Annotated in this window: 18 protein-coding genes; 1 reads left to right on the top strand and 17 read right to left on the bottom strand. The window is 72.7% G+C overall.

The annotated features are described in order from the left end of the window. Positions 1 to 145: 145 nt before the first annotated feature. The 7 genes from trpM to hisI all read right to left on the bottom strand — a co-directional run bounded on the left by trpM (position 146) and on the right by hisI (position 5,131). Positions 146 to 370, bottom strand: coding sequence for a tryptophan biosynthesis modulator TrpM (gene trpM / locus FDM97_RS09535; RefSeq protein WP_137994746.1), 225 nt, complete (start codon positions 368 to 370; stop codon positions 146 to 148). Positions 371 to 456: 86 nt separating this feature from the next. Beyond that, positions 457 to 1,266: an indole-3-glycerol phosphate synthase TrpC gene (gene trpC / locus FDM97_RS09530; protein WP_137989968.1), complete on the bottom strand. Its 810-nt coding sequence runs from the start codon at positions 1,264 to 1,266 to the stop codon at positions 457 to 459. A gap of 142 nt (positions 1,267 to 1,408) precedes the next feature. Then, positions 1,409 to 2,077 (bottom strand): DUF2752 domain-containing protein, encoded by a 669-nt coding sequence (locus FDM97_RS09525; protein ID WP_432816204.1) that lies wholly within the window; start codon positions 2,075 to 2,077, stop codon positions 1,409 to 1,411. Between the two features lie 83 nt (positions 2,078 to 2,160). Further along, positions 2,161 to 2,409: an HGxxPAAW family protein gene (locus tag FDM97_RS09520; protein WP_137989967.1), complete on the bottom strand. Its 249-nt coding sequence runs from the start codon at positions 2,407 to 2,409 to the stop codon at positions 2,161 to 2,163. Positions 2,410 to 2,544: 135 nt separating this feature from the next. Beyond that, positions 2,545 to 3,201, bottom strand: coding sequence for a TIGR02234 family membrane protein (locus tag FDM97_RS09515; RefSeq protein WP_137989966.1), 657 nt, complete (start codon positions 3,199 to 3,201; stop codon positions 2,545 to 2,547). Positions 3,202 to 3,215: 14 nt separating this feature from the next. Continuing rightward, positions 3,216 to 4,757 carry an anthranilate synthase component I gene (locus FDM97_RS09510; protein ID WP_137989965.1) on the bottom strand — a complete coding sequence of 514 codons (1,542 nt, stop codon included), beginning with the start codon at positions 4,755 to 4,757 and terminating at the stop codon, positions 3,216 to 3,218. An 11-nt stretch (positions 4,758 to 4,768) separates the two neighbouring features. After that, positions 4,769 to 5,131, bottom strand: a complete 363-nt coding sequence (gene hisI / locus FDM97_RS09505) for a phosphoribosyl-AMP cyclohydrolase (protein ID WP_137989964.1) — start codon at positions 5,129 to 5,131, stop codon at positions 4,769 to 4,771. A gap of 84 nt (positions 5,132 to 5,215) precedes the next feature. On the opposite strand from hisI, the gene FDM97_RS09500 reads away from it, so the two are divergent. Continuing rightward, entirely contained in the window at positions 5,216 to 5,851 is a 636-nt protein-coding gene (locus FDM97_RS09500; protein ID WP_137989963.1) for a TIGR03085 family metal-binding protein, read from the top strand. Here FDM97_RS09500 and FDM97_RS09495 read toward each other — a convergent pair. The 10 genes from FDM97_RS09495 to hisD all read right to left on the bottom strand — a co-directional run bounded on the left by FDM97_RS09495 (position 5,848) and on the right by hisD (position 13,734). Then, a complete protein-coding gene (locus tag FDM97_RS09495) occupies positions 5,848 to 7,197 on the bottom strand; it encodes an MFS transporter (RefSeq protein WP_137989962.1) in 1,350 nt (449 codons plus the stop codon). The genes FDM97_RS09500 and FDM97_RS09495 overlap by 4 nt on opposite strands. 62 nt (positions 7,198 to 7,259) lie before the next feature. Continuing rightward, on the bottom strand, positions 7,260 to 7,847 hold the full coding sequence (locus tag FDM97_RS09490) for an ArsR/SmtB family transcription factor (protein ID WP_137989961.1): 588 nt from the start codon (positions 7,845 to 7,847) through the stop codon (positions 7,260 to 7,262). A gap of 110 nt (positions 7,848 to 7,957) precedes the next feature. Beyond that, the gene (gene hisF, locus FDM97_RS09485) at positions 7,958 to 8,722 is read right to left on the bottom strand and encodes an imidazole glycerol phosphate synthase subunit HisF (RefSeq protein WP_137989960.1); all 765 of its coding nucleotides are present in this window, start codon (positions 8,720 to 8,722) and stop codon (positions 7,958 to 7,960) included. Continuing rightward, positions 8,719 to 9,117 carry a RidA family protein gene (locus FDM97_RS09480; RefSeq protein ID WP_137989959.1) on the bottom strand — a complete coding sequence of 133 codons (399 nt, stop codon included), beginning with the start codon at positions 9,115 to 9,117 and terminating at the stop codon, positions 8,719 to 8,721. The genes hisF and FDM97_RS09480 overlap by 4 nt, the downstream gene beginning before the upstream one ends. Beyond that, complete coding sequence (gene priA, locus FDM97_RS09475; RefSeq protein WP_137989958.1) at positions 9,114 to 9,845, bottom strand: bifunctional 1-(5-phosphoribosyl)-5-((5-phosphoribosylamino)methylideneamino)imidazole-4-carboxamide isomerase/phosphoribosylanthranilate isomerase PriA; 732 nt, start codon at positions 9,843 to 9,845, stop codon at positions 9,114 to 9,116. Before priA ends, FDM97_RS09480 begins: the two co-directional genes overlap by 4 nt. Positions 9,846 to 9,847: 2 nt before the next feature. Then, a complete protein-coding gene (gene hisH / locus FDM97_RS09470) occupies positions 9,848 to 10,516 on the bottom strand; it encodes an imidazole glycerol phosphate synthase subunit HisH (protein WP_137989957.1) in 669 nt (222 codons plus the stop codon). Continuing rightward, positions 10,513 to 10,680 (bottom strand): hypothetical protein, encoded by a 168-nt coding sequence (locus tag FDM97_RS35730; protein WP_175439076.1) that lies wholly within the window; start codon positions 10,678 to 10,680, stop codon positions 10,513 to 10,515. Before FDM97_RS35730 ends, hisH begins: the two co-directional genes overlap by 4 nt. Next, positions 10,677 to 11,270, bottom strand: coding sequence for an imidazoleglycerol-phosphate dehydratase HisB (gene hisB, locus FDM97_RS09465; protein WP_030492957.1), 594 nt, complete (start codon positions 11,268 to 11,270; stop codon positions 10,677 to 10,679). Before hisB ends, FDM97_RS35730 begins: the two co-directional genes overlap by 4 nt. Continuing rightward, the gene (locus tag FDM97_RS09460; protein WP_137989956.1) at positions 11,267 to 12,388 is read right to left on the bottom strand and encodes a histidinol-phosphate transaminase; all 1,122 of its coding nucleotides are present in this window, start codon (positions 12,386 to 12,388) and stop codon (positions 11,267 to 11,269) included. The genes hisB and FDM97_RS09460 overlap by 4 nt, the downstream gene beginning before the upstream one ends. After that, positions 12,385 to 13,734: a histidinol dehydrogenase gene (gene hisD / locus FDM97_RS09455; protein WP_137989955.1), complete on the bottom strand. Its 1,350-nt coding sequence runs from the start codon at positions 13,732 to 13,734 to the stop codon at positions 12,385 to 12,387. Before hisD ends, FDM97_RS09460 begins: the two co-directional genes overlap by 4 nt. Positions 13,735 to 13,858 lie beyond the last annotated feature (124 nt).

Here is a 13,858-nt window from a genome sequence, read left to right as displayed (position 1 = left end):
GTTGCCGAGGTGCAGGGAGCGGAGGCGCCCGCGAAGGCGCCGTCCGTTGTGCCCACCCGTCCCTCCCCCTAGGGCTTCGCCCTGGGCGGACCCCCACAGCGGGACGAATGCCCACAACGGGGGGGATGGGCCGAGCCGGCGTCGGCTAGGCGTTGCTGCTGTACGTGAGGACGCGCGCTCGGCGCGGGCGCCATCGCATGCCGTTGACCTGGCCGGGCTCGTCGCCGATCACGTACCGCACGCGGCGGCCGTGGACGCGCCGGGCGGGTGCCCGGCAGCCGCGCGGGCGGCAGCCCCGGGCCAGCGGGGCGTGCGCGGGCGCGGCGGCGGTACGGAGCCGGGTGCGCATCGCGCGGCTGGGGGCGGTCATCGCCGTCACCGCGGGCACGCCGACCGCGCCCGGGGCGGCGGGGCCCTGGGGGGTCGGCGTGGCGCGGCGAGGAGTCATGGCGCCGGTCAGCTCCGGCCGTGACGGAGGGCGGGGTGGGCGCCGGCGGCGACGAGGTCGGCGACGGCGGCCTTCGGGTCGCGGCCGGTCACGAGGGACTCGCCGACCAGGACCGCGTCGGCGCCCGCGTTGGCGTACGCGATGAGGTCGTGCGGCCCACGGACGCCGGACTCGGCGACCTTGACGATGCCGGCCGGGATCTCCGGGGCGACCCGCTCGAAGGTGGAGCGGTCGACCTTGAGGGTCTTGAGGTTCCGCGCGTTCACGCCGATGATCCGGGCGCCGGCGTCGACCGCGCGCTCGACCTCCTCCTCGTCGTGGACCTCGACCAGCGGCGTCAGGCCGATGGACTCGGCACGCTCGATGAGGGAGACCAGGGCCTCCTGCTCGAGGGCGGCGACGATCAGGAGCGCGAGATCCGCTCCGTACGCCCGCGCCTCCCACAGCTGGTACGCGGTGACGATGAAGTCCTTGCGCAGGACGGGGATGTCGACCCGGGCCCGTACGGCCTCCAGGTCGGCGAGCGAACCGCCGAAGCGGCGCTCCTCGGTCAGCACGGAGATGACGGCGGCGCCGCCCGCCTCGTAGTCCGCGGCGAGACCCGCCGGGTCGGCGATGGCGGCGAGCGCGCCCTTGGACGGGCTGGAGCGCTTGACCTCGCAGATCACCTTGACGCCCTCGCCGCGCAGTGCGGCGACGCCGTCCTTGGCCTGCGGCGCCTTGGCGGCGCGCTCCTTGAGCTCGTCGAGGGAGACCCGCGCCTGCCGCTCTGCGAGGTCGGCGCGCACGCCTTCGATGATCTCGTCGAGCACACTCACGCGAGAGGCCCCCTTCCGGGACGGTGATGGTGACGGTGGTGCAGATGAACCAGGTTCAGTCACGTCGATGGTATCCGCAGGAGGGCCCGGGACCCGCATCCGGCCGACGTGCGTCCCACCTGCTGGGACTTCGCGGGAGGGCTCATGGGGCGAGCGCGGAGCCGAAGGGAAGGTTCCGCACCAGGGTGAAAAGGGCCAGGACGGCGCCGATGCCCCACCACCACGCAGGGGAGATCGCGAGCCGCATGGGGACGCCCCGGACGGCTCGTACCAGCCAGAGGGCCATGACGACGGCGAAGAGTCCGTAGCCGACGACGGCGAGGGCGTTGGCGCCGAACGCGGTGCCGAGCTCGCCGTGGACGAAGGCGTGGGCGCTGCGCAGTCCGCCGCAGCCCGGACAGTAGACGCCCGTGAAGCGCAGCAGCGGGCAGACCGGGTAGTGGCCGGGCTCGTTGGGATCGACGGTGCCGACGTAGGCGAAGGCGGCGGCGACCCCGGCGAGCGTCCCGAGCGGGGCGACCAGACGCCGCGCGAGCGGCCGCGGAGGGGCGGGGGTGGGGGCGGGCGGCCCGGGCGGCAGGTACGGCCCACCGGCCGCTCCCAGGGCCTCGGAGGCATGGGGGGCCTGGGGGGCGTGGGGAGCCTGCAAGGCCTCCGGGGCGGCTGCTGTCCGGACCTCGGGCACGCCCGGGTCCCCAGGGGCCTGCGGGCGCGCGGAAGCGCCCGCCCATCGGGCCTCGGCCCGGCCGGGTGCGGGCTGCGGTGCGGGTGCATCGTCGGTCACGGCTCCGGCCGTCGGCTTCGCGTCCACGCGGTGATTCTCGCCCCTGACGCGCGAAGGCGCAGCACGGCACCGCCGTGCTGCGCCTTCGCGCGTGTCGTGCGTCGTGGGCGTCAGGCGCGGACCTTCGCCGTCGCCTCGTCGCGGGCGGCGACGACGGCCGCCGATTCCTTCGGCATGCCGAGGCCCGCGGCCTTCATCGCGAGGCCGACGACACCGCCGAGGGCGATGACGGCCATTCCGGCCCAGAAGCCGGCCACGTTGGCGGCCACCATGAAGACTCCGGCGACGCAGAAGCCGATGAAGGAGATGATGACACCGGTCCAGGCGGCCGGGGTGTGTCCGTGGGCGCTGCCCGCCATGAGTTGCTCCTCGTTGCTGTTGCTCGGTGGTGGCTCGATGGTGAGGTCTCGCGTGCGCGGACACTCATGGGCCATTGTCCCGCACACAGGGGCGCGGGGATGAATCGGGGGTGGCGCGACGATCACGCGTCGCGCTCAGTCCTCGCGCGTCGGGTCCTCACCGCGGTCCAGGGCCTTCCACAGGTCCTCGGGGCGGTCGGCGGCGGCGGTCGCCCTGCGCGGGGCGCGGGGCGCGCCGGCCCGCTCGTAGCGCCCGCCCATCGCCGGCCAGCTCTTGCCGAACCGCAGGGCGAGGAGGCCCGCGGCGAGGATGAGCAGCGCTCCGCCGGCGGCGACGTACGGCCAGGCGGTGTGGGTCAGGCCGGCCACCGAGGCGGCGGTGTCGCCGGTGATGCGGGCGGCCTCGGCGTCCAGGGCGTCGTTGTCGGACGCGCCCAGGAACGCGGCGACCGCCGCGCCCGCGCCGCTGAGCGCGAGCAGGCCGGAGACGAGGGTGCGTCCGGCCCGGCGGACGGCGAAGACGGCGACGAGCGCGGCGAGGCCGACGACCGCGAGCGCCGTCGGTACGCCGGTGACGGCGCCGCCGTCGGCCTCGACGGGCACGGTGCCGCCGCCGACCGACGCCGTGCCCTCGGCCCAGATCTGGCCCGCGGACAGCAGCACGACGGTGGCACCGAGGGCGCCGAGCAGGAGAGCCGCGGCCAGGCTGCGGCGGCCGCCGGACGAGGCGGCCGCGCCGCCCGCGCGTGCGGCTCGGGGCTGGGGTACGGGAACAGCACTCACGTACCCCACTATCCCTTACGCCGTCATGCGCCGTTCATCCGGTTGGCGGTGTGTACGGCGCGAAGTACCGCGGCGGCCTTGTTGCGGCATTCGTTGTCCTCGGCGACCGGGTCGGAGTCGGCGACGACACCGGCTCCGGCCTGCACGTACGCGGTGCCGTCGCGGAGCAGGGCGGTACGGATGGCGATGGCGGTGTCGGAGTCGCCGGCGAAGTCGAGATAGCCGACGCACCCGCCGTACAGCCCGCGCCGGGACGGCTCCAGCTCCTCGATGATCTGCATGGCCCGCGGCTTGGGCGCGCCGGACAGCGTGCCGGCCGGGAAGCAGGCGGTGAGGACGTCGAAGGCGGTCCTGCCCTCGGCGACGCGGCCCGTCACCGTCGAGACGATGTGCATGACGTGCGAGTACCGCTCGATCGACATGAAGTCGACGACCTCCACCGATCCCGGCTCGCAGACCCGTCCGAGGTCGTTGCGGCCGAGGTCGACGAGCATCAGGTGCTCGGCCCGCTCCTTGGGGTCGGCGAGCAGCTCCTCGGCGAGGTCGTGGTCCTCCTGCGGGGTGGCTCCGCGGTGCCGGGTGCCGGCGATGGGGTGGACCATCGCCTGCCCGTCCTCGACCTTGACCAGCGCCTCCGGGCTGGACCCGACGACGTCGAAGCCGTTCTCGAAGCGGAAGAGGTACATGTACGGGGACGGGTTGGTGGCCCGCAGCACCCGGTACACGTCGAGCGCCGAGGCGTGGCACGGGGTCTCGAAGCGCTGCGAGGGGACCACCTGGAAGGCCTCGCCGGCCCGGATCCGCTCCTTGATGTCCTCGACGGCGTCCAGAAAATTGGGCGCCGCGGAGCGGCTCGTTGAGGGGTGGTGGTCGGGCGACGGGTGGGACTTGCCGCCCCACAGGGCGGAGAACTCCGGCAGCTCGGAGGGCGGGAGCGCGGCGGGGACGGTGGCGACCGGGCGGGCCAGGTCGGCCTCCATCGCGTCGAGGCGGGTGACGGCGTCCGCGTACGCCTCGTCGACGCCGGTCTCCAGGTCGTTGTGGTTGATCGCGTTGGCGATCAGCAGCACCGAGCCGTCCCAGTGGTCCAGGACGGCGAGGTCGCTGGTGAGCAGCATGGTCAGCTCGGGGAGCTCCAGGTCGTCCCGGGTGGAGTCCCCGATGCGCTCCAGGCGGCGGACGATGTCGTAGCCGAGGTAGCCGACCATGCCGCCGGTGAAGGGCGGCATGCCGGAGGCCAGGTCGCGGGGGGTGTGGAGGGCCTCGACGGTGGCACGCAGGGCCTGGAGGGGGTCACCGTCCACGGGCACGCCGACGGGCGGGGTGCCGAGCCAGTGCGCCTGACCGTTCTCCACGGTGAGTGTGGCGTCGCTGCGGACGCCGATGAAGGAGTAGCGCGACCAGGAGCGGCCGTTCTCGGCGGATTCGAGGAGGAAGGTACCGGGGCGTTCGGCGGCGAGCTTGCGGTAGAGCCCGACCGGGGTGTCGCCGTCCGCGAGGAGCCGGCGGCTGACGGGAATCACGCGGCGGTCGGCCGCCAGCTTGCGGAAGGTCTCGAGATCCATGGCGCCAGACCCTACTTGCCGGAGGGGACGTCGAGCGGGAGAACGTCGGCGTCGAAGCATGTGCGCGCGCCGGTGTGGCAGGCGGCGCCGACCTGGTCGACCTTGACGAGCACGGTGTCGGCGTCGCAGTCGAGGGCGACGGACTTGACGTGCTGGACGTGGCCGGAGGTGTCACCCTTGACCCAGTATTCCCGGCGGCTGCGGGACCAATAGGTGCAGCGGCCGGTGGTGAGGGTGCGGTGCAGGGCCTCGTCGTCCATCCAGCCGAGCATCAGCACCTCGCCGGTGTCGTACTGCTGGGCGATGGCCGGGACGAGTCCGTCCGGGCTGCGCTTGAGGCGGGCGGCGATGGCCGGGTCGAGATTGCTGCTCATGCGGCCATTGTGCCGTGACCGGGGGGTGTGTCCGGCGGGACGTCCACTGGGCGGACCGCGGGCCGCGGTCGTACGCTGGCGGACATGTCGACCCATGCCAAGCGTGAACGCCTTCTGCTCGCCGACCTGTTGGAGGCGGCCGGGCCTGATGCCCCGACGCTCTGCGAGGGCTGGCGGACCCGTGACCTCGCGGCCCATGTGGTGGTGCGCGAGCGCCGTCCGGACGCGGCGGCCGGGACGCTCGTACCGGCGTTGAAGGCGCGTCTGGACCGGGTGCAGGCGGAGTTCACCGAGAAGCCGTACGAGGAGCTGGTCCAGCTCATCCGTACGGGTCCGCCGCGGATGTCTCCGTTCACCATCAAGCAGGTGGACGAGGGGGCGAACATCGTCGAGTTCTACGTCCACGCCGAGGACGTCCGCCGGGCGCAGCCGGACTGGTCCCCGCGCGAGCTGGACCCGGTCTTCGCCGACGCGCTCTGGTCCCGGCTCGAGAAGGGGGCCCGGCTGCTCGGCCGGAAGGCCCCCGTGGGCCTGGTGCTGCGCCGCCCGAACGGCCAGACGGCCGTGGCGCACCGGGGGACGCCGGTGGTGACGGTGTCCGGGGAGCCGGGTGAGCTGACGATGTTCGTCTTCGGCCGCCAGGACGTGGCGAAGGTGGAGGTGGACGGGGAGCAGGAGGCGATCGACCGGCTGCACGAGACGAAGCAGCTGGGGATCTAGGACAGCCCCTGGGTCCTGGTGGCGGTCCGGGGCAGTTCCGCGCGGCGCAGGGACCGTACGGAGAGTCCGTACACGCCGCCGAGCACGCAGATCGCGGCGCTGGCGGTGAAGACGGGGGCGGGTCCCCACAGGCCGACGGCGGCGCCGGTGAGCGGGAAGCTCAGGGGGGCGAAGCCGAGGCTGAAGAGCGTGGACACCGAGGTGACCCGGCCGAGGTAGGCGGGGTCGCACTCGGTCTGCGTGAGCGCGCCGCACAGGGAGCCGCTGAGGCCGGCGAGCAGGCCGACGCAGACCGCAAGGGCGACGGCCACCGGCAGCTGCGGGACGTAGGCGAGCGCGGCGATCGAGGCCGCGCCGAGCGTGATGGTCCACGCCATGACGGCGCCGGCGCGGGGAATGTGTCCTCGGACGGTGAGCAGCAGCGAGGCCGCTCCGGCGCCGGTCCCGAATCCGGCGAGGACCCAGCCGATGCCGGCGGCGCCCCAGCCGCGCGCGTCGGAAAGGAGCGCGAGGCCGACGTTGAGGGGGCCGACGAAGCCGAGGTCGCTGAGCGCGACGACGATCATCAGCGGGCCGAGGACGCGGTGGCGGCGGAGGTAGCGCAGCCCGTCGGTCAGGTCGCGCAGGGCGGTGGTCTTCTCCGGTACCGCGTCCCGTACCGCGTCCCCTACCGCGTCCCGTACCGCGTCCCGTACCGCGTCCTCGTCGGTGGCGGCCGGCAGGGGCGCGATGCGGAGCGTCAGGAGGAGGGGCAGCGAGAGCGCGAAGAGCAGCCCGGCCGCGCCGAACGCGGTGGCGGACCCCCCGAGGGCGACCGCGAGCCCGCCGAGCGGGGCGCCGACCAGCACCGAGGCACGGTGGGCGAGGCCCCGCATGCCCTGGATCCGGGCGAGCTGCGCGGGTGCGGCGATCCGGGGCGGCAGGGCGCCCACGGCGGGCATGAACAGGGCGTCCACGGCCCCGAAGACGAGGGCGACGGCGCCGAGCACCCAGAGCCCGGGCGAGGCGAGCGCGAGGGCTGCGGCGACGCCGAGGACGACGACACAGCGGACCGCGTCGGAGGAGATGACGACCCGGCGGGGTCCGAACCGGTCGGCGATCACTCCCCCGGCGAGCATCAGCAGGGCGCGCGGCACGGCGCTGACGGCGAGTACGAGCCCGGCCTGCGCGGGGCTGCCGCCGCGTACGGCGGCCCAGGAGAGGGCCAGGTAGTAGACGCTGTCCCCAGCGGCGGACGAGGCGTACGCGCCGAGCCACCGCAGGACGTTGGGGTCACGGTGGGCGGGGCGTGACGGCGGTGACGCGGCAGCGGCGACAGGCGGCGTGGTCGGCTCGGTGACGGTCACTGCGTGGGTTCCTCTCGGGCGGTCGTGGGTGGCAGCGGTACGGGGCGCGGGGGGCCGGCCCGTCAGGTCCGGTACGGGAACGCGTGGAGGTGGACGGCGACGTTCTCGCGGCCCTCGGTGTCGCCGGCCTCCTCGGCGGCGCGGGCCCGGCGGTCGTACTTGTCGAGGACCGCTTCCAGCTCCTTGCCGAGGGCGCTGAGTTCGGCGGCGGTGAGGCGGGGCAGCCACTCGGAGCTGACGGAGGCGGAGCGCCATGCGTCGGACCAGGTCAGGCGCTCGTCGAGGAAGCGCCGGTGGAGTTCGGTGCGCTGTTCGTCGATCGCACGGCCGAAGGCGTCGCTCGCGGCGACCAGCTCAGGGGCGTCGCGGACGTCCTCGTCGCGGATGCTGATGCCGTACGAGCTGGGCTGCCACCAGCGCTCGCGGCCGTCCGCGGACTGGGTCTCGGCCTCCTCGATGAGGCCGTGGTCGGCGAGCTTGCGCAGGTGGTAGCTGACCAGCGAGACGGCCTCGTCCACCTGGTCGGCGAGCTGGGAGGCGGTGGCCGTGCGGGCGACGAAGAGGGCCCGGTAGAGCCGCATGCGCAGCGGGTGGGAGATCGCCTTGAGGGTGCCGAGGTCGGTGATCCGGCGGTTGTCAGGTGTGGGCATGTCCCTGACCGTAGATGCGAAAGAAAACTTGCGCAATGAAAATTGCACAAATAATCCTGCGTATCCCGGAAAGAAAGAAGGGCCCCGAGGGGCCCTTCTTCCGCGACGGCTCAGCGGACCGGGTGGCCCGCCTCCCGCAACGCGTCCTTGACCTGCGAGATCCGCAGGTCGCCGAAGTGGAAGACGGAGGCGGCGAGGACGGCGTCCGCGCCCGCCTCGATCGCCGGCGGGAAGTCGGCGAGCTTGCCCGCTCCCCCGCTCGCGATCACCGGCACGGTCACGTGCTTGCGCACGGCCGCGATCATCTCGGTGTCGTAGCCGTCCTTCGTACCGTCCGCGTCCATCGAGTTGAGCAGGATCTCGCCCGCGCCCAGCTCGGCGGCGCGGTGCGCCCACTCGACGGCGTCGATGCCGGTGCCCCGGCGGCCGCCGTGCGTGGTGACCTCGAAGCCCGAGGGGGTGCCCGCCTCGGTACGCCGTGCGTCGACCGAGAGCACGAGCACCTGGCGGCCGAAGCGCTCCGCGATCTCGCGGAGCAGCTCGGGCCGGGCGATGGCGGCCGTGTTCACGCCGACCTTGTCGGCACCGGCGCGCAGCAGCTTGTCGACGTCGTCGGCCGAGCGCACGCCGCCGCCCACCGTCAGCGGGATGAAGACCTGCTCGGCGGTGCGCCGCACCACGTCGTAGGTCGTCTCCCGGTTGCCGGAGGAGGCGGTGATGTCGAGGAAGGTCAGCTCGTCGGCGCCCTCGGCGTCGTACAGCTTCGCCATCTCGACGGGGTCGCCGGCATCGCGCAGGTTCTGGAAGTTGACGCCCTTGACCACCCGGCCGTTGTCCACGTCCAGGCAGGGGATCACACGTACGGCGAGGCTCATGCCGCACCACTCCTGTAGGCCTCGACCTCGACCTCGACAACCAGGCGGGGGTCGACGAAGCCGGAGACGATGATCATCGCCGCGGCGGGGCGGACGGCGTCGAAGAGCTCCTTGTGGGCGCGTCCGACCTCGTCCACGTCGCGCGCGTGGGTGATGTACATCCGGGTCCGTACGACGTCCTGCGGGCCCAGGTCCAGCTGCTTCAGCGCGTCGAAGGCGACGTTGAAGGAGTTGATCGCCTGCTCGTACGGCCCGCCGTCGGCGATCTGGCCGCCGACCACCGACGTGCAGCCGGCGACCAGCACCGTGCCGTTCGGCAGCTCCACCGCGCGGGAGTAGCCGAACTGCTCCTCCCAGGGAGCGCCGGTGACGACCTTGCGGACGGAGTCGGTCATACGGATGCCACCGCCTCCAGCGCCTCCTCCAGGGTGAACGCCTTGGCGTACAGCGCCTTGCCGACGATCGCGCCCTCGACGCCCAGCGGCACGAGGCCGGACAGGGCGCGCAGGTCGTCCAGGGACGACACGCCGCCGGAGGCGACGACGGGCTTGTCGGTCGCCGCGCAGACGTTCTTCAGGAGCTCCAGGTTGGGGCCCTGCAGCGTGCCGTCCTTGGCGATGTCGGTGACGACGTAGCGGGCGCAGCCCTCGGAGTCGAGGCGGGCGAGCGTCTCGTAGAGGTCGCCGCCGTCGCGGGTCCAGCCGCGGCCGCGCAGCGTGGTGCCGCGCACGTCGAGGCCGACCGCGATCTTGTCGCCGTGCTCGGCGATGACCTTGGCGACCCACTCGGGGGTCTCCAGGGCGGCGGTGCCCAGGTTGACGCGGGTGCAGCCGGTGGCGAGGGCGGCGGCGAGCGAGGCGTCGTCGCGGATGCCGCCGGACAGCTCGACCTTGATGTCCATGGCCTTGGCGACCTCGGCGATCAGCTCGCGGTTGTCGCCGGTGCCGAAGGCGGCGTCCAGGTCGACCAGGTGCAGCCATGCGGCGCCGGAGTTCTGCCAGGCGAGGGCGGCCTCGAGCGGGGAGCCGTAGGAGGTCTCCGTACCGGACTCACCGTGCACCAGGCGGACGGCCTGGCCGTCGCGGACGTCGACGGCGGGAAGGAGTTCAAGCTTCTGAGCCATGATCAGAGGGTCTCGATCCAGTTGGTGAGCAGCTGTGCTCCGGCGTCGCCGGACTTCTCGGGGTGGAACTGGGTGGCCCACAGGGCACCGTTCTCGACGGCCGCGACGAACGGCTCGCCGTGGGTGGCCCAGGTGACCTTGGGGGCGCGGATGTTGGGGTTGCCGACCTCCAGGGACCACTCGCGCACCGCGTAGGAGTGCACGAAGTAGAACCGGGCGTCGGCGTCGAGCCCCGCGAACAGCTCGCTGTTCTCGGGCGCCTCGACGGTGTTCCAGCCCATGTGGGGCACGATCGGGGCCTTCAGCGGCTCGACCGTACCGGGCCATTCGTCCAGGCCCTCGGTCTCCACGCCGTGCTCGATGCCCCGGGCGAAGAGGATCTGCATGCCGACGCAGATGCCCATGACGGGGCGGCCGCCGGCGAGGCGACGGCCGACGATCCAGTCGCCGCGCGCCTCCTTCAGGCCCTGCATGCAGGCGGAGAAGGCTCCGACGCCGGGGACGAGGAGTCCGTCGGCGTTCATGGCCTTGTCGTAGTCGCGGGTGATCTCGACGTCGGCGCCGACGTGGGCGAGGGCGCGCTCGGCCGAACGGACGTTGCCGAAGCCGTAGTCGAAGACCACGACCTTCTTCGGTGCGCGCGAGGTGTGCGACGTGCTCGAAGTGCTCATTCCCAGATCCCCTGAATCCGCAGGACGCCGGCGACCAGGCACATCGCGGAGGCCACGGCGAGAAGGACGATCACGCCCTTGGGCAGTTCCTGCTTGGAGAAGGAGTACACACCGCCGGCGAGGAAGAGCCCGACGACGATGAGGATGGTCGACAGGCCGGTCACAGCGCGCCCTTCGTGGAGGGAAGGATGCCGGCGGCGCGCGGGTCGCGCTCGCTCGCGTAGCGCAGGGCGCGGGCGAGGGCCTTGAACTGGCACTCCACGATGTGGTGGGCGTTGCGCCCGTACGGCACGTGGACGTGCAGCGCGATCTGGGCCTGCGCGACGAAGGACTCCAGGATGTGCCGGGTCATCGTCGTGTCGTAGGAGCCGATCATCGGCGCCATGTTCTCGGGCTCGGTGTGCACCAGGTAGGGGCGGCCGGAGAGGTCGACGGTCACCTGGGCGAGCGACTCGTCCAGCGGGACGGTGCAGTTGCCGAAGCGGTAGATGCCGACCTTGTCGCCGAGGGCCTGCTTGAAGGCGGCGCCCAGGGCGAGGGCGGTGTCCTCGATGGTGTGGTGCGAGTCGATGTGCAGATCGCCGTCGGTCTTGACGGTGAGGTCGAACAGACCGTGGCGGCCGAGCTGGTCGAGCATGTGGTCGTAGAAGCCGACCCCGGTCGACACGTCGACCTTGCCGGTGCCGTCGAGGTCGATCTCGACGACGACGGAGGTCTCCTTGGTGGTGCGCTCGACCCGTCCTACGCGGCTCATGAGCTCTGCTCCTTCTTCAGTGCGCGAACCGCATCGAGGAACGCGTCGTTCTCTTCGGGGGTGCCGGCGGTGACCCGCAGCCAGCCCGGTACGCCGTTGTCCCGGACCAGGACGCCCCGGTCGAGGATCTTCTGCCAGGCCTCGTGGGAGCCCTCGGCGCCGTCGAACCGTCCGAACTGGACGAAGTTGGCGTCGGACTCGGTGACCTCGTAGCCGGCCGCCCGCAGCTCCTCGACCAGGCGGTCGCGCTCGGCCTTGAGCTGCTCGACGTACCCGAGGAGCGTATCGGTGTGCTCCAGGGCGGCGAGCGCGGTGGCCTGCGTGACGGCGGAGAGGTGGTACGGCAGCCGTACGAGCTGGACGGCGTCGACCACGGCCGCGTGGGCGGCCAGATAGCCGAGGCGCAGTCCGGCCGCGCCGAAGGCCTTGGACATGGTGCGGGAGACGACCAGGTTCGGCCGGCCCTCGATCAGCGGCAGCAGCGAGTCGCGGTGGCTGAACTCCACGTACGCCTCGTCGACCACCACGAGAGAGGGCTTGGCCTCCTGCGCCGCCTCGTACAGGGCGAGGACCGTCTCGGCCTCGACCGCCGTCCCGGTGGGGTTGTTGGGCGAGGTGATGAAGACGACGTCCGGACGGTTCTCGGCGATCGCCTTCTCGGCCGCCTCGACGTCGATGGTGAAGTCGTCGTTGCGCGGCCCGGAGATCCAGCCGGTGCCGGTGCCGCGCGCGATGAGCGCGTGCATCGAGTACGAGGGCTCGAAGCCGATCGCCGTACGGCCGGGGCCGCCGAAGGTCTGCAGCAGCTGCTGGAGGACCTCGTTGGAGCCGTTGGCCGCCCAGACGTTCTCGGTGGCGACGGGGTGCTTTCCGGTACGGGTGAGGTAGCGGGCGAGCTCGGTGCGCAGCTCGATCGCGTCCCGGTCCGGGTAGCGGTTGAGGCCGCGGGCGGCCTCGGCGACCCGCTCCGCGATCCGGGCCACGAGGGGCTCGGGCAGCGGGTAGGGGTTCTCGTTGGTGTTCAGCTGGACGGGGACGTCGAGCTGGGGCGCGCCGTACGGGGACTTGCCGCGCAGCTCGTCCCGGATGGGGAGGTCGTCGATGCCGATGCCGGTCACTGCTGGGGCACCTTCCAACCGCTGTGCTTGCCTGGTTCGGCTCCGCCGAAACGGGCCTTCAGCGCGGCGCCGTGGGCGGGCAGGTCCTCGGCCTCGGCGAGGGTGACCACGTGGTGGGTGACCTCGGCGAGGGCGTCGCGGGTGTAGTCCACGATGTGGACGCCGCGCAGGAAGGACTGCACGGACAGGCCCGAGGAGTGGCAGGCGCAACCGCCGGTGGGCAGGACGTGGTTGGAGCCCGCGCAGTAGTCGCCGAGCGAGACCGGCGCCCAGGGGCCGACGAAGATCGCGCCCGCGTTGCGGACCCGGTCGGCGCGGGCTGCGGCGTCGGCGGTCTGGATCTCCAGGTGCTCGGCGCCGTACGCGTCGACGACCTTGAGGCCGTCCTCCAGGTCGCTGACGAGGACGATCGCGGACTGCTTTCCGGCCAGGGCCGGGACGATCCGGTCGTCGATGTGCTTGGTGGCGGCGACCTGGGTCTTCAGCTCGGCCTCGGTGGCGGCGGCCAGTTCCTCGGAGTCGGTGACGAGGACGGCGGCGGCCATCGGGTCGTGCTCGGCCTGGCTGATCAGGTCGGCGGCGACGTGCACCGGGTCGGCGGTGGAGTCCGCGAGGATCGCGATCTCGGTCGGGCCGGCCTCGGCGTCGATGCCGATGCGGCCGGTGAAGTACCGCTTGGCGGCGGCGACCCAGATGTTGCCGGGGCCGGTGACCATGTTGGCGGGGGCGCAGGACTCGGTGCCGTACGCGAACATCGCGACGGCCTGGGCGCCTCCGGCGGCGTACACCTCGTCGACGCCGAGCAGCGCGCACGCGGCGAGGATCGTCGGGTGCGGCAGGCCGCCGAACTCCTTCTGCGGCGGGGAGGCGAGCGCGACGGACTCCACGCCGGCCTCCTGCGCCGGGACGATGTTCATGATCACGGAGGAGGGGTAGACGGAGCGGCCGCCGGGCGCGTAGAGCCCGACGCGCTGGACCGGGATCCACTTCTCGGTGACGGTGCCGCCGGGCACGACCTGGGTGGTGTGCGTCGAGCGGCGCTGGGCGCGGTGGACGATCCTGGTCCGCCGGATGGACTCCTCGAGGGCTTCCCGGACGGCGGGGTCCAGCTGCTCCAGGGCCTCGGCGAGCGCCTCGGCCGGCACGCGTACGTGCGTGAGCTTCACACCGTCGAACTTCTCCGCGTACTCGACCAGCGCCGCGTCGCCCCGATGATGGACGTCCTCGCAGATGGGCCGCACCTTCTCCAGGGCGGCTTCCACGTCGAACTCGGCACGGGGCAGCAGGTCGCGCAGTGCGCCACCCTCGGGGAGGGCGTCGCCGCGCAGGTCGATACGAGAGATCACGGGTCAATTCTCGCAGACGCCCCACAAGCGCCGGACGTCCGTATCACTGGCTGATACGAGCCACACTGGCGTCTTGTCGCCACAGCTGACCGTTAGCGTTCAGTCCGTCACTCAGCGGGAAGAA

It is taken from the genome of Streptomyces vilmorinianum (assembly GCF_005517195.1).
Lineage (GTDB): Bacteria > Actinomycetota > Actinomycetes > Streptomycetales > Streptomycetaceae > Streptomyces > Streptomyces vilmorinianum.
The sequence above is the reverse complement of the archived record's forward strand: the minus strand, read 5'-3'. Positions and strand labels throughout refer to the sequence as shown.